The 22,957-nt window shown below is 47.7% G+C and carries 20 protein-coding genes; 9 read left to right on the top strand and 11 right to left on the bottom strand.

Annotation, left to right across the window (positions count from 1 at the left end; translation table 11 throughout):
• Nucleotides 1–18: 18 nt before the first annotated feature.
• Nucleotides 19–1,032, top strand: a complete 1,014-nt coding sequence (locus BMZ28_RS02525; RefSeq protein WP_074820478.1) for an LLM class flavin-dependent oxidoreductase — start codon at nt 19–21, stop codon at nt 1,030–1,032.
• Nucleotides 1,033–1,106: 74 nt separating this feature from the next.
• A complete protein-coding gene (locus tag BMZ28_RS02530) occupies nt 1,107–2,063 on the top strand; it encodes a D-2-hydroxyacid dehydrogenase (protein ID WP_074820480.1) in 957 nt (318 codons plus the stop codon).
• A gap of 55 nt (nt 2,064–2,118) precedes the next feature.
• Here BMZ28_RS02530 and yedF read toward each other — a convergent pair whose 3' ends face one another.
• The 8 genes from yedF to rpsO form a co-directional block, all read right to left on the bottom strand.
• Nucleotides 2,119–2,364 (bottom strand): sulfurtransferase-like selenium metabolism protein YedF, encoded by a 246-nt coding sequence (gene yedF, locus BMZ28_RS02535; protein ID WP_047779841.1) that lies wholly within the window; start codon nt 2,362–2,364, stop codon nt 2,119–2,121.
• Nucleotides 2,361–3,671 carry a selenium metabolism membrane protein YedE/FdhT gene (gene yedE / locus BMZ28_RS02540; protein WP_345889632.1) on the bottom strand — a complete coding sequence of 437 codons (1,311 nt, stop codon included), beginning with the start codon at nt 3,669–3,671 and terminating at the stop codon, nt 2,361–2,363. Before yedE ends, yedF begins: the two co-directional genes overlap by 4 nt.
• A gap of 228 nt (nt 3,672–3,899) precedes the next feature.
• Entirely contained in the window at nt 3,900–4,658 is a 759-nt protein-coding gene (locus BMZ28_RS02545) for a hypothetical protein (protein WP_047779839.1), read from the bottom strand.
• A 219-nt stretch (nt 4,659–4,877) separates the two neighbouring features.
• Nucleotides 4,878–6,806 (bottom strand): DEAD/DEAH family ATP-dependent RNA helicase, encoded by a 1,929-nt coding sequence (locus BMZ28_RS02550; RefSeq protein ID WP_074820484.1) that lies wholly within the window; start codon nt 6,804–6,806, stop codon nt 4,878–4,880.
• Complete coding sequence (yrbN, locus tag BMZ28_RS17650) at nt 6,799–6,876, bottom strand: protein YrbN (protein WP_114987452.1); 78 nt, start codon at nt 6,874–6,876, stop codon at nt 6,799–6,801. Before yrbN ends, BMZ28_RS02550 begins: the two co-directional genes overlap by 8 nt.
• A 102-nt stretch (nt 6,877–6,978) precedes the next feature.
• Nucleotides 6,979–7,866, bottom strand: a complete 888-nt coding sequence (gene nlpI, locus BMZ28_RS02555; protein ID WP_047779837.1) for a lipoprotein NlpI — start codon at nt 7,864–7,866, stop codon at nt 6,979–6,981.
• 147 nt (nt 7,867–8,013) lie between these two features.
• Nucleotides 8,014–10,131, bottom strand: coding sequence for a polyribonucleotide nucleotidyltransferase (gene pnp, locus BMZ28_RS02560; protein ID WP_047782455.1), 2,118 nt, complete (start codon nt 10,129–10,131; stop codon nt 8,014–8,016).
• Between the two features lie 285 nt (nt 10,132–10,416).
• A complete protein-coding gene (rpsO, locus tag BMZ28_RS02565; RefSeq protein WP_047779836.1) occupies nt 10,417–10,686 on the bottom strand; it encodes a 30S ribosomal protein S15 in 270 nt (89 codons plus the stop codon).
• A gap of 427 nt (nt 10,687–11,113) precedes the next feature.
• Here rpsO and BMZ28_RS02570 point away from each other — a divergent pair, with 427 nt between their 5' ends.
• The 7 genes from BMZ28_RS02570 to BMZ28_RS02600 are packed head-to-tail and all read left to right on the top strand — an operon-like array spanning nt 11,114 to nt 18,744.
• A complete protein-coding gene (locus BMZ28_RS02570) occupies nt 11,114–11,938 on the top strand; it encodes a BPSS1780 family membrane protein (protein WP_175474928.1) in 825 nt (274 codons plus the stop codon).
• A gap of 42 nt (nt 11,939–11,980) precedes the next feature.
• Nucleotides 11,981–12,673 carry an RDD family protein gene (locus tag BMZ28_RS02575; RefSeq protein ID WP_074820485.1) on the top strand — a complete coding sequence of 231 codons (693 nt, stop codon included), beginning with the start codon at nt 11,981–11,983 and terminating at the stop codon, nt 12,671–12,673.
• Nucleotides 12,670–13,668, top strand: a complete 999-nt coding sequence (locus BMZ28_RS02580) for a stage II sporulation protein M (protein WP_047779834.1) — start codon at nt 12,670–12,672, stop codon at nt 13,666–13,668. The genes BMZ28_RS02575 and BMZ28_RS02580 overlap by 4 nt, the downstream gene beginning before the upstream one ends.
• On the top strand, nt 13,658–15,178 hold the full coding sequence (locus BMZ28_RS02585) for a DUF4129 domain-containing protein (protein ID WP_074820487.1): 1,521 nt from the start codon (nt 13,658–13,660) through the stop codon (nt 15,176–15,178). The genes BMZ28_RS02580 and BMZ28_RS02585 overlap by 11 nt, the downstream gene beginning before the upstream one ends.
• 2 nt (nt 15,179–15,180) lie before the next feature.
• Nucleotides 15,181–16,434 (top strand): DUF4350 domain-containing protein, encoded by a 1,254-nt coding sequence (locus tag BMZ28_RS02590; protein WP_074820488.1) that lies wholly within the window; start codon nt 15,181–15,183, stop codon nt 16,432–16,434.
• Nucleotides 16,424–17,443 (top strand): AAA family ATPase, encoded by a 1,020-nt coding sequence (locus BMZ28_RS02595; protein ID WP_074820490.1) that lies wholly within the window; start codon nt 16,424–16,426, stop codon nt 17,441–17,443. Before BMZ28_RS02590 ends, BMZ28_RS02595 begins: the two co-directional genes overlap by 11 nt.
• Nucleotides 17,440–18,744 (top strand): DUF58 domain-containing protein, encoded by a 1,305-nt coding sequence (locus BMZ28_RS02600; RefSeq protein ID WP_083399621.1) that lies wholly within the window; start codon nt 17,440–17,442, stop codon nt 18,742–18,744. Before BMZ28_RS02595 ends, BMZ28_RS02600 begins: the two co-directional genes overlap by 4 nt.
• A 94-nt stretch (nt 18,745–18,838) precedes the next feature.
• On the opposite strand, the gene truB is transcribed toward BMZ28_RS02600, so the two are convergent.
• From truB to infB, 3 genes are all read right to left on the bottom strand, one after another.
• Nucleotides 18,839–19,786, bottom strand: coding sequence for a tRNA pseudouridine(55) synthase TruB (gene truB / locus BMZ28_RS02605; protein WP_047779830.1), 948 nt, complete (start codon nt 19,784–19,786; stop codon nt 18,839–18,841).
• Nucleotides 19,786–20,187, bottom strand: a complete 402-nt coding sequence (gene rbfA, locus BMZ28_RS02610) for a 30S ribosome-binding factor RbfA (protein ID WP_047779829.1) — start codon at nt 20,185–20,187, stop codon at nt 19,786–19,788. The genes truB and rbfA overlap by 1 nt, the downstream gene beginning before the upstream one ends.
• A 68-nt stretch (nt 20,188–20,255) precedes the next feature.
• A complete protein-coding gene (gene infB / locus BMZ28_RS02615) occupies nt 20,256–22,937 on the bottom strand; it encodes a translation initiation factor IF-2 (RefSeq protein ID WP_074820492.1) in 2,682 nt (893 codons plus the stop codon).
• Nucleotides 22,938–22,957: the final 20 nt, after the last annotated feature.

Consider the following 22,957-nt stretch of genomic DNA (forward strand, 5'->3'; position numbering starts at 1 on the left):
AATAGTGGAGATACCAGTATGTCTAACTCTTCCAGCGTACCACTTTCCGTTCTTGATCTATCGCCCATTATTCAGGGCGGCACTATTCCTCAGGCATTTAGCCGCTCGAAAGAGCTAGCGATTCAGGCTGAACGTCTTGGCTATCACCGCTACTGGATGGCTGAACACCATAATATGGAAGGCATTGCCAGTTCAGCCACCTCAGTGTTGGTTGGTTTTATTGCCGGTGCCACATCCAGCATTCGCGTTGGTGCCGGTGGGGTCATGCTGCCAAACCACTCGCCATTAGTTATCGCTGAACAATTCGGCACGTTGGCATCACTCTACCCCGATCGCATCGATTTGGGGCTGGGACGTGCGCCAGGTACCAATCAACAGACCTCACAGGCTTTGCGTCGGAACGACCACGATACGGTAGAAAACTTTCCCAGTAATGTTGTCGAGCTGCAAGGTTATTTTGCTGATGAGCAACCAAACCAACCGATTAAAGCCATTCCGGGTCAGGGCTTGCAGGTTCCGATTTGGTTATTGGGCTCCAGTCTGTATAGCGCACAGCTGGCGGCAAAAATGGGATTACGCTTTGCCTTTGCCTCCCACTTCGCCCCAGATATGATGTTGCAGGCGATAACGTTATATCGCAAAGAATTCCGCCCATCCGCCAATCTGGCGGCGCCTTATGCCATGGTCTGCGTCAATGCGATTGCCGCAGATACCACGGAACAGGCAGCATTGCTGTTTACCTCTTTACAACAGCACTTCATCAATATGCTGCGCGGTACCCCAGGTCCGTTACCGCCTCCAGTAGCAGATATCAACGACATCGCCGCCAAGCATGAGCTGTACAGCGCCAATCATACGTTAAGCCTATCGATTGTTGGCGATTCAGACAGCGTACGTACCGGTTTACAAAATCTGATTAATGATACCGGTGCCGATGAAATTATGATTAACGGTCAGATTTTTGATCATCAGGCGCGTATCCGCTCTTTTGAGCTTATTGCCCAAATTCGTGCTAACTTAGTTCGAGAATAAATTGATTAATAACAATAACAATTAGCTTTACCTTGAAGTGACTTATTAAACCAATATGGAGAATCTGGTGAACCATGAAAATTATTATATTAGATGGTCATACGCTAAATCCCGGTGACATCTCCTGGCATGACATTGAACAGTTAGGTCAGGTCACCGTTTATGAACGTACCCCAGAGGAATTAATTGTTGAACGTATTGGTGATGCAGAAATCGTACTCACCAATAAAACACCGCTAAATGCACAAACGCTGGCACATTGCCCGAACCTCAAGTTTATTGGTGTTCTGGCAACCGGTTACAATGTGGTTGATATCCAGGCCGCACGCCAGAGAAACATCATTGTCAGTAATGTCCCCAGCTATAGCACCATGTCAGTGGCGCAGCTGAGTACCGCTCTCCTGCTGGAACTGTGTCATCACGTTGGTGAACACAGCAGTGATGTCCGTTCCGGCGGCTGGACCAAGAGTATCGATTTCAGCTATTGGCACTCTCCACTGATTGAATTAATGGGGAAAAAACTGGGGTTAATTGGTTATGGTCGTATTGGTTCAGCCTTTGCTAAGGTTGCGCTGGCGTTAGGCATGGAGATTCTGGTTTATACCCCAAGCCAAAACAAAAGCATTGAACAACCCAATATACGCGTGGTGAGTCTTGACCAGCTATTGGCGGAATCTGACGTTATCAGCCTGCATTGCCCACTGACCGATCAGAATACCGGTATCATCAACCAAAACAGTATCACTAAAATGAAAACCGGCGTGATGTTAATTAATACTTCACGCGGTGGTCTGATTGTCGAACAGGATCTGGCCGATGCTTTGAACAGCGGCAAAGTTGCCGGTGCCGGACTGGATGTTTTGTCCATTGAACCGCCATCCAAAGACAATCCGTTACTCAACGCTCGTCATTGCATTATCACGCCACATATCGCCTGGGCACCGAAGGAGGCTCGTCTGCGTATGATGGATATTACGGTGAATAATCTGAAGTGTTATATCGCTGGTAAGCCACAAAATGTGGTGAATTAAAACCTAATGGTTCAGACCGGGTCGTGATATTCCCAAACGACCCGGTGCTGTTTGACTATTTTCTGATTAAATAGCGAATGGTTGGCCCATCCTGCTGAATATCCAGGACTTCATAGCCGTGATTTTTGGCATCCAAAGGAATGTTGTTAATAGACTGCGGGCAGTCACTAATCACTTCCAACACCTCACCTGATTTTAACTGCGGCATCGCCTCTAGCGTCGCCACTGCCGGATAGGGGCAAGGCTCACCAACCATATCCAAACGATAATCAGGCACGATATTTTTTACGTTAATACTCATAAAGACTCCTTACTGGTCTCAAGGGATAACTGCTGTGCCGTATTTTTTCTGGCGAAGAAGCGCTTTTCCCACCACAGCATGACAGCAAAGGCGAGTCCCAGCAGGAGATAAGTCACCAGTAGGCCGCCATAGGGGCCGAAGGTATCCAACAGGTTAACTTTGTCGTAATTAGTCGCCAACGCCGGAGAAAAATCATCCCAGAAATAGGCCAGAATGGTGGCACCAATAATGTTACCGACACCAACCCACCAGTAGTGAATCTGCCCTTCTACTGCGCGATACATCCAACCGGTTTCACAACCGCCGGCCAGCACAATACCAAAGCCAAACAGTAATCCACCCAGCACGGCGTTAGGGCCAGCCCACATAATTTTAGGTTGAGCGCCCATTTGTACATAGCTAAAGATACCAACTGCACTCACTGCCATACCGATAATTATCGCTTTTGCCATATGGGTACGTCCGGTAATCCACAGATCGCGGAATGCTGAGGTAAAACAGATTTGAGCCCGTTCAATCAGCAAGCCAAAACCCAGCCCAAACAGCATAGCGATACCCAGTTTTGGACTTTGGGTTATTTCGACCATTCCCCAAATAACAATCAGCAGAAATATCACCATTCCCAGACGAAAACGTCGACGCGCCTGCGTCGGATTTTGGGTTAGCGGTGAAGCTGCACTGACTTTCTGCAATTTGACCGGAATGCGAAACATCGGCAGCAGCGTAAAACGAGCGCCAAAATAGGAACCTACCGCGGTTGCCAGAGCAAAAAACCAAGCGTGCAGGGAAAACTGAGGAATACCGGTAAAGAAAGCGGCCAGGTTACATCCCATCGCCAGACGGGCACCAAACCCGGCAATAATTCCCCCCAATACCGCCTGAAAAATACGGATACGGTGTTGAGGTAAACGCAGCTTAATATTATTAGCCCACAAAGCGGCCGCAATACAGCCACCAAACATGCCGATAATCATCATACCGTCGATACGATCCAGTGGCGTCCCTTCAAAGCCAATTACTTTGAAATAGCCCCACTCATGAGGATTCGCGCCAAACAACTGCGCCAAATGCCCCCCCCAGCGAGTCAATTCACCGGTAACTGCCCAGAATGTGCCGGTCAGGCCGAAGTAGTAAGTCGAGAGAATACCTGCCGCAATAACCGCAGGAAGGGGTGCCCAGAACCTTATCAGGTATTGGGTTTTAAAATCTTGCCAACGCATAGATCTCTTATCCTTGAAAAAATTATTTTTGATAAATAATGTTCTCAATAATGATAAGCCAATCTTAATCAGGAACAGTATCAGCACTTGCCAGCCTAAACGGCGACAAACAAGATAAGAATTGACGTATTGCAGTATTAAGTAACGAAATACGCTTTGTTGAACAAAGCCGCGACATTTTACTCAATCAGCAATAAAAATGCTGTTATTTTTAACGGGTATTCCCGCTACCAATAGCTAAATATAAATAAAAAAGCCCCGGTAATAACATTAACCGGGGCCATAACCTGCTTTCAGCAGGATAATTTTTATCGATTACTTAAGCAGTTCAACCACTTTATCGCTGAAGTAGTCTACGTTAAGTACGTAATCCTGCCCCATAATCTGACCGCGACCATACCAGTTAATACCACCTAACTGTAGGCTCAAACCTTGAACATCATAATGGAACAGATATCCGGTTGAGCTGTTAAAGGTAAACTGGTTATTCTGCATTTGTAGCAGATTAAATTGCAGGCCATTTTGATAATGGATCTGAACGCGTTCCAGATAAACCGGTGCCAATACGCCAAATAAGCGGCAGACTTCTGCACGATAGCCTTCAACAGTCAGGCCTTCCGGCAATGAGCCAGCAATCAGCGCAAACAGATCGGAGTTCGCTAATGCGATAGCCAGTTTAGTGGTTAATGAAACCGTTAGTTTTTCCTGATTGATGGAAAACTCAGGGCCAGCATCCTTAGCTTTAGGCTTAGCCTCTTTTACTGGCTCAAGAAACTCTCCCAGGTTTGGGGCAATTAATACGCTACTGGCAATATATGCTGCGCAAGCCGTTGATTGTTCCGCGCGCTTCTCACCTAAAAACAGCGCAAACTCATTGTCTTTGGTGGCTTCAAGTTTATTGTCTTTTAAGTAGCTAGCTAAGTCAGCTTCCGTTTTTTCACCACGGACATATGCACATAATACATTCATATGGCCATCATGACGCCCACCGCCAAAGGTTGGCGCTAATGACATCACTGCGCTTTGAATAATCGGTAACGCAGGGATAGGTAAAATATTTTTTGCTTTCTTCATGTTTGGTAATCCATTAATAGAAGTGATTTATCGGTCTACTTTACAACGAGATCGCTACAGGACATAAATTTTCCATAAAAATGTCCTCAAAGCAGAGAGCTAAGTAAAATACCACACTTATATAAAGTCAAAAAGCACCAGATGAGTTGTTCATCTGGTGCTTTTAACGTTTTATATTAAGATTTTTAGGTGAATCAACCTAAAAATGCTTATTTTAAACTACTCATTACCTGAAGTAGGACGACGACGCGGTGCACTGTTACCACCGTCACGACGTGGGCCGCGGGACTGACCATCACGGCTTGGGCCATTACGATCGCCACGACCTGCTCCGCCACCGAATGAACGACGATCGCCATTCGAAGATGGACGACGATCACCACCACCAGCACCAGCACCGCCGCCATCACGACGACCACCGCCACGGCGTGGTTCACTTGCTGGTGCATCACCAACAAACTGCATATTCAACGGCTTGTTAAGTACACGAGTCTTGGTAAAGTGCTGCAACAGATCGGAAGGCATGCCTTTTGGCAGCTCAATCGTTGAGTGAGTAGCATACAATTTGATGTTACCGATATAACGGCTGCTGATATCACCTTCATTGGCAATAGCACCAACAATATGACGCACTTCAACACCATCATCACGGCCAACTTCAATGCGGTACATATCCATTTCACCCACCTCACGGCGTTCGCGACGAGGTGCTGCATCACGGTCACCGCCGCGCTCATTACGTCCATCACGCTCACGACGACCAAAGCGATCGTTACTACGATCGTCACGGTCACGAGGTTCACGACGCGGACGACGATCGGCTGGTGCATCCGGTGGCAGAATCAATGGACGTTCGCCCTGTGCCATTTTCAGCAGAGCCGCTGCCAATGTTTCGATATCCTGCTCTTCAGCTGGCTGTAGTTTAGCCAGCAGCGCACGATACTGATCCAGATCGCTGCTCTCTAACTGCTGACTCACACGCGTGGCAAACTTCTCTAAACGACGCTTGCTTAACAGATCGCCAGATGGCAGGTCCACTTCAGGAATGGAGATCTTCATCGTGCGTTCGATATTACGCAGTAAGCGACGCTCACGGTTCTCAACGAATAACAGCGCACGTCCTGCACGACCTGCACGGCCAGTACGGCCAATACGGTGCACGTAGGATTCTGAATCCATCGGGATATCGTAGTTAACCACTAAGCTGATGCGCTCAACGTCCAAGCCGCGAGCGGCAACGTCAGTTGCGATCAGGATATCCAGACGACCATTCTTCAGTCGTTCCAGCGTTTGCTCACGCAGCGCTTGGTTCATATCACCATTCAATGCAGCACTGTTATAGCCGCTACGCTCTAAAGCTTCAGCAACTTCTAACGTGGCATTCTTGGTACGCACGAAAATGATCGCAGCGTCAAAATCTTCCGCTTCCAGGAAACGAACCAGCGCCTCATTCTTACGCATACCGTAAACGGTCCAGTAACTCTGACTAATGTCAGGTCTGGTCACCACGTTAGACTGGATACGAACTTCTTGTGGATCGCGCATAAAGCGACGCGTAATACGACGGATCGCTTCAGGCATGGTCGCAGAGAATAGAGCGGTCTGATGTTCAGCCGGAATCTGCGCCATAATCGTTTCAACATCTTCAATGAAGCCCATACGTAACATTTCGTCGGCTTCATCCAGAACCAGACCTTTCAATTTAGACAGGTCTAAGGTTCCACGCTTCAGGTGGTCTAACAGGCGGCCTGGGGTACCCACGACAATTTGTGGTCCTTGACGCAAAGCACGTAATTGAACGTCATAACGCTGGCCACCATAAAGGGCCACGACGCGCACGCCTGACATGTGTTTAGCATATTCGGTGCAGGCTTCTGCTACCTGAACGGCTAATTCACGGGTTGGTGCTAATACTAAAACCTGCGGGCAGGCCATATCAGCTTGAATATTGTTAAGGAACGGCAATGCGAATGCCGCTGTTTTACCGCTACCGGTTTGCGCCATACCTAATACATCGCGACCGCCCAGCAGGTGGGGAATACAAGCCGACTGAATCGGGGATGGTTTTTCATAACCCATATCGGTCAGTGCTTTTAATAAAGGTGCTGATAAGCCTAAATCAGCAAAAGAGGTTTCTATCTCAGACATGTACACGTGCCTCACTAAAAATGGCGGCCAGTCTACATACCTTATTGAGAAAATACTCAGTGATTTTCATTTAAAAGTGTGAACCAGCTCAAATTAGATTAAAAAACGAACAGAAAAACCGCCCTTGTAAGTAGAACCTACTTAGCAAGGTCGTTTAGACGTATTCGTCAGTCTATTTTTTATCCGATTCTGATAGGTCGTCTTGTTCTAGCCCAAACAAGGCTAATTCCAACAGTGCATAGCGGTGCTCAACAAAGTTATGTACATTGTTGGCAACCGTCAGTTTGAACAACGCCACGGCGGTGTTCTTGTCCCCCAGACTCAGGTAATACTTACCTAAATAGAAGTCAGTTTCACTGAGATGCTCAGCGAGCGAAGTGTTATCCGTTGCTTCTTCCTGTAGGCGAGTAATCAGCGTTTTTTCGCTAATCTTGCCAAGGTAGAATTCCACTATATTCCAGCCCCACGTTCCTTTTTCAGCTTTGGCGTAACGCTCTTCAAGCGCTCTTTTTGCCTTGTCTGAATCAATCTCTTTTTCGGCTAAATATAGCCATAGAGATCGGAAAGGATCGTTAGGGTCGTCATGATAAAACGCCTGCAGATCATCCTGCGCTAAAAAGTAGCGACCGCCATAATATAAGGCAATCCCTCGGTTTAAACGCGCATAGTTATAAGTTGGATCAAGCTCTAATACAGAATCAAACGCATCATAAGCAGCATCAAAGTTGCCACCCTGCGTCAGATATATTCCCAAGTAGTTAAATGCTTCTGGAATATCAGGACGAATCATTAACGCCTGCGAAAAGTCGTTTCGCGCCAGTGCCCGTAGTCCAAGACTATCGAACAACACACCGCGTTCGTACAATAGCTGCGCTCGCTCATCACCTGATAATACTTGGCTCGCAAGGATCTGTTCCATACGTGCCAACATCACTTCCTGTTGCAGCGTCGGCTGCAATGGAATTGCCAAAACGCCATATTTACGCCCTTCAAGGCTGCTGCATCCTGTTAACAGGATGGCTGTTGCAACGATGTAGCACCAGCGTAAAATAGGCTTCATTTCAACTCCCGAAGACAAACATGGGATAGGTATCCTACCATCCACTTGTTTTTACACAAGAACTCCCTGTCCCAGTCATACAATCGGTGCTTTATCATCTTCAATAAAGCACCGTGTCATTGCTTACGGCTACAGTAGCGACCGCAATTACTCTTCGGATGCAGCTGGCGCGTCCTGAGCTGGTGCATTCGCTTCTTTAATGCTTAAGCGAATACGGCCCTGACGGTCAACTTCCATCACTTTAACCTGAACTTCCTGACCCATTTGCAGGTAGTCAGATACTTTCTCTACGCGCTTGTCAGCGATTTGAGAAATATGTACTAAACCTTCTTTACCACCAACGATAGAAACGAAGGCACCGAAGTCAACAATACGAGTAACCTTACCAGCATACACGCGATTCACTTCAACATCAGCGGTGATCTCTTCGATACGGCTGATAGCATGTTTCGCTTTGTCGCCGTCAGTCGCTGCAATCTTCACTGTACCGTCATCTTCAATTTCAATGGTAGTGCCAGTTTCTTCAGTCAGTGCACGAATAACCGCACCACCTTTACCGATCACATCCTTGATTTTCTCAGGGTTGATCTTGATGGTGTGAATACGTGGAGCAAACTGGGAAATATCACCGCGCGGTGCAGAAATCGCCTGTTCCATCACGCCAAGAATGTGCAAACGTGCACCCTTAGCCTGACTCAGAGCCGCTTTCATGATCTCGCGAGTAATACCTTCAATTTTGATGTCCATTTGCAGAGCAGAAATACCTTCACGGCTACCGGCTACTTTAAAGTCCATATCGCCCAGATGATCTTCATCACCCAGAATATCAGACAGAACAACAAAGTTTGTCTCGTCTTTAACCAGACCCATTGCGATACCCGCAACGGCAGCTTTAATCGGTACACCTGCATCCATCAGAGCCAGTGATGCGCCACATACGGAAGCCATCGACGATGAACCGTTAGATTCAGTAATTTCTGATACCACACGAACGGTATATGGGAAATCAGCCTGATCTGGCATCACTGCCAGCACGCCGCGCTTCGCTAAACGACCGTGACCAATTTCACGACGCTTAGGTGAACCCACCATACCGGTTTCCCCTACGGAGTACGGAGGGAAGTTGTAGTGGAACAGGAAGCTGTCGGTACGTTCACCGGTCAGTTCATCGATGTTCTGAGCATCGCGAGCCGTACCTAGGGTAGCAACAACCAGCGCCTGAGTTTCACCACGAGTAAACAGAGCAGAACCATGGGTGCGAGGTAATACGCCAGTACGCACATCCAGACCGCGAATCATATCTTTTTCACGACCGTCGATACGTGGCTCACCGCGTAATACGCGACTACGAACAACATTCTTCTCGATGCTGCTCAGCATATCGCCGACTTCGCTTTGGTTTAAATCAGGATTGCCAGCAATCAACGCTTCGATAACGTCAGTTTTGATAACGCCGATTTGTGCATAACGCTCTTGCTTATCGGTGATACGGTAAGCATCACCTAAACGGCCAGCGGCCAGCGCTTCAACCTGTGCATATAGCGCCTGATTGATTTCAGGTGACTGCCATTCCCACTTCGGTTTACCTGCTTCAGCAACCAGCGCATTGATGTTATCAATAACGATCTGCTGTTGTTCATGACCGAACATCACCGCACCGAGCATTTGCTCTTCGCTCAGGAGTTCAGCTTCTGATTCAACCATCAGAACCGCACTTTGAGTACCAGCAACAACCAGATCCAGACGGCTTTCTTTCAGCTCATCCATGGTTGGGTTCAGTACATATTGATCGTTAATGAAACCAACGCGGGCTGCACCAATAGGACCGTTAAATGGAATACCTGACAGCGACAGGGCAGCTGAGGTACCAATCATGGCCACGATATCCGGGCTAACTTGTGGATTCACAGAAACAACGGTAGCGATAACCTGAACTTCATTCAGGAAACCTTCAGGGAACAGTGGACGAACAGGACGGTCAATCAAACGCGCGATCAGCGTTTCACCTTCGCTAGGACGACCTTCACGACGGAAGAAGCCACCAGGGATACGGCCGGCAGCATAAGTACGCTCTTGATAATTTACGGTTAGTGGGAAGAAACTTTGACCTTCTTTGGCTTTTTTCGCCCCAACAACGGTAACAAATACCGCGGTGTCATCAACATTAACCATTACAGCGGCAGTTGCCTGACGCGCCATCATACCGGTTTCTAACGTCACGGTATGTTGACCATATTTGAATTTACGAACGATCGGATTCAGCAAACGATTTTCCTTCATTTTTATGATTAGCCAGCCGGGCATCTTTGCCGGCAGCGGGCTCACTTTAACTTACTCTTCTGACTGCATCCTCGCGACTAATGAAAATATTGTTTAACTAACAAACGACGCCATCACTTTTAATGGCAATTATTGTCAATACTTTCATTAGCCGCGCGAACCTCTGCACCAGAAGCCCCCAAGAACTCATGTTCTATGATACTGCTATTTATCATCTAATCCTAGAAGAAAGGGGCCATAATTGGCCCCTTTCTCCTGAAACTCATCGACTTAGCGACGCAGACCCAGACTGGCAATCAGTTGAGTATAACGTGAGCTGTCTTTACGCTTCAGATAGTCCAGCAACTTACGGCGCTGAGAAACCATGCGCAGTAGACCACGACGGCTGTGGTGATCTTTTTTGTGCTCGGAGAAGTGACCTTGCAGGTGATTGATTTGTGCAGTCAGCAGAGCAACCTGTACTTCAGGTGAACCGCTGTCGTTTGCACCACGACCATACTCAGCAACGATTTTAGCTTTCGCTTCAACGCTTAGAGACATTATAGAACTCCAATTCTTGGGAATAAACAAAACAGGCGCCGATCTCTAATTCAGCCACCCAATACATAAGCCGACGTATACTACTCCGCTCCCCGCCAGATAGCAAGAGAACCGCCTTAGTCCCGGCCAAATAAATTTAGTCAACCGGGTAAGGGAAACGCCCCAAAGGCTTATGTATTCTGGTTAGTATAGTCAATAAATCCATATTAAGAAAAAAGCGTAACAAATAGCCACAAAAAACCATCACTTGCCGCTTTTAATCCAACAGGTTGGCGGGTATTATCTATCGCTCCCTGATATCTGCTATTGGTGGATTTTTGTCAGGGAACCATTGGCCTAAAAAAACTAAAGATAAATTTATTATTAATATGGATTTGGTCAATACTTTGAGTTGACCATAAACTCCTTAAGGAAAGAGAAACATATAATGACTCAACAACAAGACCCACATAATCCCTACACTCCTCCAGAATCCAGCGTTGATGACGTAGCTGTCGCGACCAATAATGAAAACGAAGTCTTTGTACCCGGCGGTCAAGCTGTTCCTGCTGGCGAAGGCGTAAACTGGATCGGCCAGGCATGGAACTTCATGAAACCTAAATTAGGTATGTGGGTTCTGTTAGGCGTGATTCTGTTCGTTATCATGATGATTATCCAGTTCATTCCATTTTTGAATATTCTGGCAACGCTGATCATGCCGGTGTTTATCGGCGGCATTATGGCACTGTGTGAAAAACAGCGTACTACTGGTGAATTCGATCTCGGTCTGCTTTTCTCTGGTTTCCAGAAGAACGCAGGTTCACTGATTGGCGTTGGCGCAGTCATGTTCGGTGTGATGATTTTGTCCCTCATCGTCATGTTCGTGGTGGGTGGTAGCGCATTGTTTGCTTTAGCCATGAGTGCTGAAACTGGAAGCGACCCATCAATGGCATTAACCGGTGCCAGCACAGGTATGATGTTCTTAGCCTTCCTGCTAATGTTTGTTATTTACATGGTAGGTTACGCGTTAACCTGGTTTGCTCCTGCTTTAATCGTTATTCATAACCTGACTCTGGGTCAGGCTATTTCGATGAGCCTGTCTGCGGTTAAGAAAAATATCCTACCTGGTCTGCTGTACTTCATTGTACTGGGTATCGTTATGACGATTTCAGTGTTGCCTTTAGGTTTAGGTCTGTTAATTACTATGCCTCTCATGTTGGCAACCTACTACACCAGCTACCGTAGTCTGTTTATTGCTAACGCCAAGCAATAATTAAGAGATAAAGCCGGGTACGTTGCCCGGCTTTAATATTCTATGCTGGATACCGTTTGTGATATTACTACCCCCGAGTTAATTGAAATCCGCTTACATCCCGCCGGATTTTTACCTCGCGGTTTTGCCTTTCTGATCGATACTGCTCTACGCTGGTGCCTTATCGCTCTGATTGCGATCCCGACACTTATGTTTGATGACGTTGGTCTTGGCCTGTTTTTAATTTGCCTCTTCTTAATTGAGTGGTTTTACCCGGTGTTTTTTGAAGTGTTATTTAACGGAAAAACCCCCGGTAAACGCCTGCTTGGTCTGAAAGTCATACACGATAACGGAACACCTATTGGCCTGAGTGCCTCGATTATCCGTAATTTCCTACGCTTCGCTGACTTTTTCCCGTTGTTCTATCTTTTTGGCCTGATATCGATGTTGGTTAATAAACAATTTCGTCGTCTGGGAGATATTGTCGCCGGCACACTGGTTGTTTATAGCGTTCCTTACACCGCTAAGTTTACCGTTCCTGAAGCTACGCCCATTCCGCCTGATTTCCCACTATCAAGAGAAACCCAAAAAATCGTGGTGACATTTGCGGAACGAACGCCCGGCTTAACCAAACCGCGTCAGGAAGAATTGGCTGCGCTGCTACCTACGCTGTCCCAGACATCCCATACCGAAGAACCTCAGGGAGCAACCCGGTTGATCGGCATCGCCAACTTTTTAATAGGTCGTAAGCCATGAAGCAGGAGCGCTTTGAGGTACTACATCAGGTTGAATGGACGGCTTTTGAGAACTGGCTTAACTATCGTCAAAAGCCGATAAAAAATTATGATGCTCAAACAGCGCAATCCATTTTTGCCAATCATGATATGCCCCACCGCTACCGCAATATTTGCCAACATCTGGCCATTGCCCGTGACCGAGGCTATAGCCTGCTGTTAATCGATCGACTACACAATATGGTGCAGCAGGGTCACGATATTCTTTACAGTGCCAACAGCGGCCTTAGCCAAAGAATGATGAATTATGCCGCTGGGGGATTTGCTGCCGACCTGCGGGCCAATCTACGCTGGGTGATGCTATCCATGTTTCTGATTATGGCACCCTGGATCATTATGATGATTGTCGTGCGATTATGGCCCGACTTTATCTATGTGATTATGTCACCGGATAGCGTGTATCAGATGGATGAAATGTACAGCGGTGATGATGCTTTTGACTATGGTGCCAGCATTCTTCGTGATGCCGGTTCCAACTGGAAAATGTTCGGCTTCTATATTTACAACAATATTAGTATCGCTTTTCAGGCCTTTGCTGGCGGATTGCTGGCCGGATTAGGCACGATTTATACCCTAATATTTAACGGCGTACATATGGGGGCCGTTGAAGCTCGCCTGATCAATATTGGTGCTGGCCGCAACTTCTACTCTTTTGTCAGCGGCCATAGTGCTTTTGAAATTGGCGGTATTATCATTTCTGGCGCAACAGGGCTAAAACTGGGCTGGAGTTTAATCGTTCCCGGTCGTCTAAGCCGTCCCGATTCTCTGAGAATCACCGCCCGTTCAGTATTAGGCCTGCTCTGCGGTAGCGGAGTTATGCTCTTAATCGCAGCGATGATTGAAGCATTCTGGTCACCCCATAACTTCCCACTCGCCATTAAAATTGGCGCAGGCCTATTCAACCTACTGTTGTTGTTAGGCTATTTTATCTTTACAGGGCGTCGCCATGCAGCTTGAACGTTTAGCCATTGTACTGCGCCCCAGACACGCTAATGAAGCCATCGATCTTGGTGTTAGAATGGCCATGCACTGGTTTAAGCCACTGTATGGAGCCTGGTTCTGTTTTACTCTACCGGTTTTGGCTATCCTGTTCAGCCTGACTTACTGGAGTAGCAACAGTTACCTTTTACTCTATCTGCTGGTTTGGTGGATCAAACCAATGTTCGATCGGATAGCGCTGTTTGTCATTAGTCGTGCAGTATTTGGTGACGCACCAACCATTCGCCAGAGTATGCGGGCGATCCCTACACTGCTGTTTAAAACCCGACTATTTCGTGCCTTAACTTGGGCTCGCTTTACCCCCTATCGTTCCCTCACGCTGCCGGTTGATGTACTGGAAGGTGTAAAGGGGCGCAATGCCAGAATCAGACGCCGTTCTATTTCCAGCTATATCGGGATTAACGCCATTATTTTGACCCTCTATGGCATCATTATTGAGCAGATTTTCCCAATTTGTGCGATGGCATTTCTGGCCATGCTCTCCATTGATAGCAATGGTTTCAGTGATGATCTGTTTGATACCTTGACCTTCAACGACTTTAGCTACCTGAGTCAGCTCTCTCTGGGTCTGTACACGCTGGGCATCTTATTGTGGGAACCGATTTATGTTGCCGCTGGCTTTTCTCTCTACTTAAAAAGACGCAGTGATATTGAAGCCTGGGACATTGAGTTACAGTTTCGAAAAACAGAGAAAAAGCGCCACAGCACCACTTCCAGCCTATTTGGTGCCCTGTTTGCCGTTATAACTTTCGGCTTAATGATGCAACCAGCACCATCCCATGCGGGTGAACAATCACTCCGTCAGGAAGCGATTATTCAGGCCCCCGACAGGCTGAATAATATCCTGCAACAGTCGGAGTACGGCGGAAAAACCACCGAAAAAAGCCTGAAATTCTCTGATGAGAAAGAAAAGCCCAAAAAGGAAAAAACCAAGTCGCCCAATAAACCGACGAGCATTAACACTGGCTCAGCCTTTAATGGTGTAGCGAATGTCGGCCAGGGATTCCTTTGGTTTGTACTGGCGTTAGCCATTGCGGTCATTGTTTATCTGATTATTATTCGTTTACCGGTTATTCAGACGAAAAGAAAAACATCGGAGAAACCTCCGGCGCAAATTGCAGGTCTGGATATTCAACCAGAATCCTTACCTGAAAATATCGCCGAAGTTGCTTTAGCCATGATTCGTTCAGGAGATTTGCGTTCTGCCCTCAGCCTCTTGTTTCGCGGTTCCCTCTCGGTACTGGCTCATCGCGATCGCGTGCTGTTTCGCTCATCGGATACCGAGCAGGACTGCATCAGACTGGTTAAACGCGCCAACCTGAGCAGCAGCGCTTTCTTTATCCAGCTCACCCAGCTTTGGCTAGCTCAGGCCTACGCTCACCGTTCACCGGATCTTGCCCGCTTAGAGCAACTGTGTCTTGAATGGCCGACTCACTACGATCATCAATCTCAGTGGGAGGCGAGCTAATCATGGCAAAAGGACATGTCAGAGAAGGCTCCAACGTTGGTGCCGTTATTATTATTTTGGTCGCCCTGTTAGCTATTTTAGCGCTCTATCTCTACAGCAAACTTGAATGGGTAGAGAAAACGGTCACGATTCCGCCGAGCCTGAAAGTAACCAGTAACCGTTACTACACGGCGGAACAGTTGCTGAGTAAATCTGGTTTTCAGGTTAAAACTATCGGTGACACACTGGCCTTGGGTAAACTGCCGCAAAATGCGACCTTAGTGTTGTTTAACGTTGATTTACTGAAAGAGCCCTCTCAAAAACTCAAACTGATGAAATGGGTTCAGGCAGGCGGTCATCTTGTTCTATCACCGCGTTCTGATGAACACAGTATTGAGCTGCAAGAGCTATTTGATATCTATCTTGATGATGAGTGTGATGACGCCGATGACGAATGTCAGCAAGAGCTGTCGGAAACACAGGCTAAAAAAGATCGGCAAGATCAAGACGAGGTTGAACAAAATCGCGCCAATAGTGACAGGTCCAATATTGTCTTTGAAAAAGACAAAATGGTCGCCGCCATGCGCGAAACCAATCGTTTTTATGTTGATGGGCAAACAATAGAATCGGTGATGGCATCCGCTAAAAGCGACTGGGAAATCATAAGTCGTTTTCAGTTTGATAAAGGCTTCGTGACCGTTGTTCCCCTGCATTTATTCACTAACGCCAACATCAAGAAATATGACCACAGCAAATTGTGGATACATATGGCTACACTACCAAACAGGGACGATACCGTTTATCTGGTTCGTTATGTGACTTTTCCTAATCTAATGCGCTGGTTGGTTGAAAACGCCTTTTACTCATTGCTGGCGTTTGGGCTCTGCATTCTATTGGTACTTTGGCGTTATATTCCGCGTTTTGGTGCGCTTATTCCAACACCGCCGCCGATTCGCCCAAGTTTAACCGAGCACTTGAAAGCAGTTTCAGAGTTCCATTTACAAAATCGTGACTACATCAGACTGATTACACCGCTGAGGGAAGAGGTTCTGCGACTGCTGCAACCGCTGAGAATACACCATCCCGGTAGCCGCAGTGACGCCCATCTAATTGAACAAATTACCCATTATGATATGGATTTAATTACTCAGGCACTTGAGGCTGATATACAACAACTTAACCAATTTACTCAGTGCGCCCAAACCTTATGCCTACTGATCGATCGCTTAAACTCACTGCAAAGCAGTACGAGTAGGAGACTAAATTATGGAATTTAACTCAACGGATAACTTTTTTTCTACTACCTCTGCGGTAGCCTCTGTCCCCACTTCAGCACAGGAAGCCTCTGAAGTTATACAGCGTATCCAGAGTCAGATTAGTCAGGTTTTTATCGGCCAGAGCCATGTGGTTGAGCAGATTCTCTGTGCACTGCTGGCCGGTGGTCACGTGCTACTAGAAGGCGTTCCCGGACTGGGCAAAACGCTTCTCGCCAAAGCATTGGCGCAAGCCTGTGCTTGTCACTCATCCAGAATCCAGTTTACGCCTGACCTGATGCCTGCCGACGTTACCGGCCATATGTTTTATGACATGAAAGCTGCTGAGTTTGTGGTACGCCGTGGGCCGGTCTTTACTAACCTGATGCTGGCCGATGAAATTAACCGGGCACCGGCTAAAACACAGGCAGCTCTACTGGAAGTCATGCAGGAAGGGCAAGTCACTATTGAGGGGGAAACCGCTCAGCTAACGCCACCATTCCTGGTGATTGCCACCCAAAACCCGATAGAGCAAGACGGTACCTATGCGTTACCGGAAGCTCAGCTAGACCGATTCCTGCTGCATGTGATGTTCGACTATCCTACTGAAGCAGAAGAGCGTGAGCTGGTCTCTGCCAGTACCTTTGAGCGCGTTGGTGACCGATTAGAAGTTGATAAAATTGAGCCCGTAGCCAGCCCGGAAGTGATTATTGCCTTACAAAAAATTACTGCCAGCATTCAGGTGGATGACAGCGTGCTGGATTACGCCTTGCGTATTGTTAGAGCTACGCGTAACTGGCCGGGTATCAGCACCGGTGCCGGCCCTCGCGGTGGTATTGCGTTAATTCGTACCGCTCGAGCCAGTGCTATCTTAGCCGGACGCGATTTTGTCACGCCAGACGATGTTAAACAGCAAGCCATTCCTACCTTGCGTCATCGTATCGCTCTGTCTCCTGATGCGGAGATTGAAGGTCTGACAGAAGAACATATTCTGAACCGACTGCTGGAACAGATTGAGGCACCACGCAGATGATTCTGCCCGCTCGCAGATTGTTGATCGTCGCTGCCCTTTGGTTTACAGGGTCGATTGCTGCCGCCATCATACCGTCATGGTTATCCATCTGGTTAATTATCGGTGGGGTAGCCCTGTTGCTTCTCACCGTTGATGCAGCTCGACTATACCGCCAGCCGCTACCAGAAGTTCAGCGAGAAGTGGCCAGTAGCCTTCCTCAAACCGTATGGTGTGATGTAAAACTGAATATCACCACTTCGGTTGAACAAGGCCAAAAAATTCAGTTGAAAGACTCGCCGCCGGAAAAATGCGAATACCGCGATCAAACCATCAATGTGACGTTAATCGCCCACAAACTATCGCAGATTGTTTACCGTATAAAACCATTAATGCGTGGCGATCTGTCATTTGGTCAGGTTCATCTACGCCTCAGTTCCCCATGGCAGCTATGGCAGCGTCAGGAGTTGGTCGGTAAAGCACAAAAAATCAGTATTTTTCCTAACTTTGCCCCTATCACTCAAATGGCGTTGCAAACGACTATTACTCAGGCCGGGATGGGATTCCACAAATACCGCAAGCGTGGACAGGGTATGGAGTTTGAGCAACTGCGAGAATATCGTAGTGGTGATGCCATGCGTCAGATCGACTGGAAGGCCACGACCCGCATGAGGAAAATGATCTCACGGGAATATCAGGATGAACGTAACCAGCGAATTCTGATTATGCTGGACTGCGGCCGCCGTATGGGCGCTAGTGAAGGTGAGCTTACTCACTTCGACCATGCGCTGGATGCCGTGCTGCTATTATCCTACGTGGGTCTACGTTACGATGATTCCGTCGGTTTACTGGCCTTCGGCGGTTCGGATCGCTATTTACCGCCAGTTCGTTCAGTTAATGGTATTAACCGGGTATTACATGAAGTCTATGATCTACAACCTTCGCTGCACAGCAGTGACTTTGAAGTTGCAGCCCAATCGTTAATCGCCCGTGAACGTAAACGCTCTCTGGTGGTGCTATTTACTAATTTGCGGGATGAAGATGAACAAAGCCTTCAATCTGCCGTCAAGTTGTTGAGTAAACGTCATCTGGTTTTGGTGGCCAGCCTAAGGGAAGCTGAACTGGATAAAGCCTCATCTATTGCCATTACCAATCAGCAAGATGCCGCCCTTAGAGCAGCCAGCGCCAACTATCAGGCCAAGCGTCAGGCGGTTCTCACTCGTCTACGCAGTGCTGGCATATTATGTCTGGATGTTCAGCCTCAACAGTTAGCGGTAGAAAGCGTCAACCGTTATCTGGCGATTAAAGCGGCAGGTAAGCTTTAGGTTTTTTTGAGATGATTGGCATAAAGACAAAATCCCCGCTTTCGCGGGGATTTCGGGAATAAAGTCGGGATGATAATACCAGTTTCAACAATAACTATTCGGCTGGCTGTTCTACCACTAAACGACGGGGAGCGACTCGGCCATCATCGTCAATTTTTCCGACGCCGATAAACTCTCTTTCATCACCAACGGTGATGCGTACCAGACCACTGCTAGGTGCGCCGGCAACCTGTACCGCCTGCCCTTGTTTAACATACACGCCCATCACCGGCAGTAGGTTAACTTCAGGAAAATCAGCAACCGCACTATCCATCGGTAGTAAGAACGGATCCAACTCAGCCACCGGGGAACGTTCTTCCGCCAGTGCATCACTCTGAATCTGTTGAAGTTGTTCTAACGTTACCATTCTTTCTGTCGGGTAGTCTGCAACGTTCAAACGTCTTAAATAAATAACGTGAGCACCACAACCAAGCAATTCGCCGAGATCGTCAATGATGGTACGAATATACGTCCCTTTAGAGCAGTGAATTTCCAACTCCAGCTCATTGTCTTGCCAACGAATAAACTTCAATTCATAAACGGTAATCTTGCGCGACTCGCGCGGTACTTCGATACCCGCTCTGGCATATTCATACAGGGGTTTACCCTGATATTTTAATGCAGAATACATGGAAGGAACCTGATCGGTTTCACCACGAAACTGAGCTAACGCAGTATCTAAACTGGCCTGCGTAAAGTTGACCGGACGTTCAGCGATCACTTCACCATCAGAGTCCGAAGTATTGGTTCTCTGACCTAAGCGAGCAATCACCCGATAGCGCTTATCCGCATCCAATAAAAACTGGGAGAACTTGGTTGCTTCCCCAAGACAAATCGGCAGCATACCGGTAGCTAAAGGATCTAAAGCTCCGGTATGGCCCGCTTTGTTAGCATTATAAATGCGTTTTACTTTCTGCAGGACATCGTTGGAGCTCATGCCCGTCGGCTTATCCAGTAATAATACGCCGTGAATATCACGGCCGCGACGACGAGGACGACCCATTACGCGTTGTCCTCATCCTCACCTGCCGCAGCGCGACGTTCAGCATCATTTTTGACTACGCTGGTAACCAGGTTAGACATACGCATACCTTCTACCAGAGAGTTGTCATAAGCAAACGTTAACTCAGGAATCACCCGTAAACGCATCGCTTTGCCCAATAATGAGCGCACAAAACCCGCGGCATCTTGCAATGCTTTCAGACCAGCTTTAATCGACTCTTCATCGTTATCATTTAGAAAAGTAACGAATACTTTCGCATACGCTAAATCCCGTGAAACTTCTACGCCGGAAACCGTCGCCATACCAATACGCGGATCTTTGACCTCACGCTGTAAAATAATGGCGATCTCTTTTTGCATTTCCTGCGCAACGCGCTGAGTACGGCTAAATTCTCTTGCCATAATATATTCTCCAATAATGAGGGGGGCATAAAGGCCCCCCGCATAGATACTGCTTTAAGTGACAAGCCTTAAGCGATAGTACGCTTAACCTCGATAACTTCAAACACTTCGATCATGTCACCAACGCGTACGTCGTTATAGTTCTTAACGCCGATACCACATTCCATACCGTTACGCACTTCGCTGGCATCATCTTTAAAGCGACGCAGGGATTCCAGCTCGCCTTCATAGATAACCACGTTGTCGCGCAGTACACGAATTGGGCTGTGACGCTTAACGATACCTTCAGTCACCATACAACCAGCAATTGAACCAAACTTCGGTGAACGGAATACGTCACGTACTTCAGCCAGACCAATAATTTGCTGTTTGTATTCTGGTGCCAACATACCGCTCATGGCCTGTTTAACTTCGTCAATCAGGTCATAGATAACAGAGTAGTAACGTAGATCCAGGCTTTCAGCCTCAACCACTTTACGCGCAGATGCATCGGCACGTACGTTAAAGCCCAGTAGAATCGCGTTAGATGCCGCAGCCAGCGTGGCGTCAGTTTCAGTAATACCACCTACGCCAGAACCAACAATCTTCACTTTCACTTCATCAGTAGAAAGACGCAGTAATGATTCGGTAATCGCTTCGGTAGAACCCTGAACGTCTGCTTTCAGCACGATATTCAGTTCAGAAACATCACCTTCTTCCATGTTAGCAAACATGTTTTCCAGCTTAGATTTCTGCTGACGAGCCAGCTTCACTTCACGGAATTTACCCTGACGATAAAGCGCTACTTCACGTGCTTTCTTCTCATCACGCACCACAGTGGCTTCATCACCCGCAGCCGGTACGGCTGACAGACCCAGAATTTCTACCGGAATAGATGGACCCGCCTCGGTGATTTCCTGACCAACCTGGTCGCGCATCGCACGAACACGGCCGTACTCGAAACCACAAAGAACGATATCGCCTTTATGTAGCGTACCTTCCTGAACCAGAACCGTAGCCACAGGACCACGACCTTTATCCAGGAATGATTCGATAACAACGCCGCTTGCCATACCATCGCGCACCGCTTTCAGTTCCAGAACTTCAGCCTGTAGCAGGATAGCATTCAGCAAATCATCAATACCGGTACCCACTTTAGCGGAAACAGGGATAAACTGAGTATCACCGCCCCACTCTTCTGGCAGTACGTTGTATTGAGACAACTCATTCTTCACGCGATCCATATCCGCTTCCGGCTTATCGATCTTGTTCACCGCAACCACGATCGGTACCTTAGCGGCTTTAGCATGTTGAATAGCTTCAATAGTTTGTGGCATCACGCCATCGTCGGCCGCAACCACCAGAACCACGATATCCGTAGCCTGAGCACCACGAGCACGCATTGACGTAAACGCGGCGTGTCCTGGAGTATCCAGGAAAGTAATCATGCCGTTGTCTGTTTCAACGTGATAAGCACCAATGTGCTGAGTAATACCGCCCGCTTCGCCAGAGGCGACTTTGGTTGAACGGATATAGTCCAGCAGCGAGGTTTTACCGTGGTCAACGTGACCCATGATGGTCACAACCGGTGCACGTGGCTCCAGTGACGCATCGATATCACGATCGCTCATCAGCGCTTCTTCCAGCTCGTTCTCACGGCGTAGAATAACTTTGTGGCCCATTTCTTCAGCAACCAGCTGCGCAGTTTCCTGATCAATAACTTGGTTGATGGTTGCCATGGCACCCAGCCTCATCATGGTTTTAATAACCTGAGAGCCTTTTACTGCCATTTTGTTAGCCAGTTCAGCAACGGTAATGGTTTCACCGATGATAACGTCACGGTTAACTACCTGAGCAGGCTTATTAAAGCTATGCTGCAGTGTACTTGGCTTACGCTTACCTTTACCACCACGGGTAACGGCGCGAGCCTCTTCACGGTCGGCTTTAGACTCAGAAAGTTTATTCCCTTTCTTCGGCTTACCGGACTTACCACCGCGGGCGCGACGTTCACCTTCAACTTTACGGTCGTTCTCATCTTCCGCTTCACGCGCATGATGAGAGGTAGTAACGTGATAATCGGTCACATCTTCTACCGGTTCAGCCGCCCAACGGCCTTCATTTTCTTCTGCCATTTTACGTGCTTCTTCTACTATACGCTTAGCTTCTTCTTCAACCTTACGCTGCATTTCTTCTTCCGCTTTACGCTTCAGTTCTGCTGCTTCGGCTTCACGACGGGCTTTGTCCGTCTGAGCTGGTTTTTCAGTTTTAGCATTCGCGTTAGCAGCAGCTGGCTTAGTATTTGCAGCCGCTTTCGCTTTCTCTTCTGCCGCTTTTTTAGCAGCAGCTTCGCGCTTAGCTTTCTCTTCTGCATCACGCTTAGCCTGCTCTTCAGCAGCGCGTTTGGCTAGTTCTTCAGCCTCGCGTTTTGCCTGCTCTTCGGCTTCACGTGCTGCCTGGGCTTCAGCTTCTTGAGCTTCCTGTGAATCACGATTCACATAAGTACGCTTCTTACGCACTTCAATCTGCACAGATTTGCTTTTGCCACCGGTGCTTGGAATGCTCAGTGTGCTACGAGTCTTACGCTGTAGCGTAAGTTTACTTGGCGCACCACCATGTTCATGGTTTAAGTGGGCCAGTAATGTTTCTTTTTCCTGCTGGGTCACAGAGTCCGACGCAGACTTTTTAATGCCTGCATCAGCAAACTGCTGCAGCAGGCGGTCTACCGGAGTTTGAATCTCTTCGGCCAGCGATTTAATGGTTACTTCTGACATGCTGTTCCTTCCTGCTACAG

The organism is Pragia fontium DSM 5563 = ATCC 49100, assembly GCF_900112475.1.
Taxonomy (GTDB): Bacteria; Pseudomonadota; Gammaproteobacteria; order Enterobacterales; family Enterobacteriaceae; genus Pragia; species Pragia fontium.

Bases quoted from the DNA above. Each gene is read 5' to 3' on its own strand.
- BMZ28_RS02525 (WP_074820478.1), top strand. From the start codon at position 19: ATGTCTAACTCTTCCAGCGTACCACTTTCCGTTCTTGATCTATCGCCC.
- BMZ28_RS02530 (WP_074820480.1), top strand. From the start codon at position 1,107: ATGAAAATTATTATATTAGATGGTCATACGCTAAATCCCGGTGACATC.
- yedF (WP_047779841.1), bottom strand. From the start codon at position 2,364: ATGAGTATTAACGTAAAAAATATCGTGCCTGATTATCGTTTGGATATG.
- BMZ28_RS02545 (WP_047779839.1), bottom strand. From the start codon at position 4,658: ATGAAGAAAGCAAAAAATATTTTACCTATCCCTGCGTTACCGATTATT.
- BMZ28_RS02550 (WP_074820484.1), bottom strand. From the start codon at position 6,806: ATGTCTGAGATAGAAACCTCTTTTGCTGATTTAGGCTTATCAGCACCT.
- yrbN (WP_114987452.1), bottom strand. From the start codon at position 6,876: ATGAAAATCACTGAGTATTTTCTCAATAAGGTATGTAGACTGGCCGCC.
- nlpI (WP_047779837.1), bottom strand. From the start codon at position 7,866: ATGAAGCCTATTTTACGCTGGTGCTACATCGTTGCAACAGCCATCCTG.
- rpsO (WP_047779836.1), bottom strand. From the start codon at position 10,686: ATGTCTCTAAGCGTTGAAGCGAAAGCTAAAATCGTTGCTGAGTATGGT.
- BMZ28_RS02570 (WP_175474928.1), top strand. From the start codon at position 11,114: ATGACTCAACAACAAGACCCACATAATCCCTACACTCCTCCAGAATCC.
- BMZ28_RS02575 (WP_074820485.1), top strand. From the start codon at position 11,981: ATGCTGGATACCGTTTGTGATATTACTACCCCCGAGTTAATTGAAATC.
- BMZ28_RS02580 (WP_047779834.1), top strand. From the start codon at position 12,670: ATGAAGCAGGAGCGCTTTGAGGTACTACATCAGGTTGAATGGACGGCT.
- BMZ28_RS02585 (WP_074820487.1), top strand. From the start codon at position 13,658: ATGCAGCTTGAACGTTTAGCCATTGTACTGCGCCCCAGACACGCTAAT.
- BMZ28_RS02590 (WP_074820488.1), top strand. From the start codon at position 15,181: ATGGCAAAAGGACATGTCAGAGAAGGCTCCAACGTTGGTGCCGTTATT.
- BMZ28_RS02595 (WP_074820490.1), top strand. From the start codon at position 16,424: ATGGAATTTAACTCAACGGATAACTTTTTTTCTACTACCTCTGCGGTA.
- BMZ28_RS02600 (WP_083399621.1), top strand. From the start codon at position 17,440: ATGATTCTGCCCGCTCGCAGATTGTTGATCGTCGCTGCCCTTTGGTTT.
- truB (WP_047779830.1), bottom strand. From the start codon at position 19,786: ATGGGTCGTCCTCGTCGTCGCGGCCGTGATATTCACGGCGTATTATTA.
- rbfA (WP_047779829.1), bottom strand. From the start codon at position 20,187: ATGGCAAGAGAATTTAGCCGTACTCAGCGCGTTGCGCAGGAAATGCAA.
- infB (WP_074820492.1), bottom strand. From the start codon at position 22,937: ATGTCAGAAGTAACCATTAAATCGCTGGCCGAAGAGATTCAAACTCCG.